2 protein-coding genes are annotated in these 741 nt (G+C 43.5%); one reads left to right on the plus strand and one right to left on the minus strand.

From position 1 onward, the window contains the following. The coding region (locus R7E47_RS25165; RefSeq protein ID WP_318085523.1) for a YdcF family protein at positions 1 to 417 on the minus strand (417 nt) is incomplete at its 3' end. Positions 418 to 575: 158 nt separating this feature from the next. Here R7E47_RS25165 and R7E47_RS25170 point away from each other — a divergent pair. Then, positions 576 to 741 (plus strand): serine dehydratase beta chain (locus R7E47_RS25170; protein WP_318085526.1); only part of this gene is annotated, 166 nt, incomplete at its 3' end.

The following is a 741-nucleotide window of genomic DNA, read 5'->3' on the forward strand; positions in this document are numbered from 1 at the left end:
CTCATCCATTAGCGTTTGAATTTCTAATATGCGCTCAAGATGATAGGCGTTTGATAGCAAAATGACCTCAACCGCCGCTTGAGACGGTAACGGAAATAAACCGCTTTCACACAGAACTTTCGCTGCATTTCGCATGTTTTCAAACGTATTCAAAGAGCGATTTTCAAGCAGAATTTGGCTTGTCGGAAAAGGCTTGGCCAGCGACGTATTCAGGGTCTGAAAATATGCATACATAGCGTCAGCTTCCGAAATGCTTTGTCCTTGCGTTTTTCCACCACAAAATATGAGAGCAGTATTCTCCATTGGCATTTCGAGGATCTTAGCGGCTAGTGCTTCGACTCTCGTGATGCCTTCAGCACTCAATTGGTTATTAACCAATCGCTTACCTAGTACGATGACCACGTTACCTAACTTCATACTTCTCTCTCAATTTCCCCTGCGACAAAGTCACTGTTGTGTGGTCTTTGGCATAGTTACAAAAATCTTCTTTGCCAACCGCCTTACTGGCATTAACATCTAGTTAACAATATTGTTCTAGAGACCTATGAAAGGTTCATTGCTGAAGGAAGTCAATTATGCTGTCGATTTTCGATATTTTTAAGGTCGGTGTTGGGCCATCCAGCTCCCACACTAACGGTCCTATGCTCGCCGGATTCCATTTCACTCAACTACTTAGCGACTCTATGGCGAAAGTACGTCGGGTGCAAGTTGACTTATATGGCTCTTTATCACTGACTGGTA

Source organism: Vibrio sp. Vb1026 (genome assembly GCF_033338745.1).
GTDB lineage: Bacteria > Pseudomonadota > Gammaproteobacteria > Enterobacterales > Vibrionaceae > Vibrio > Vibrio alginolyticus.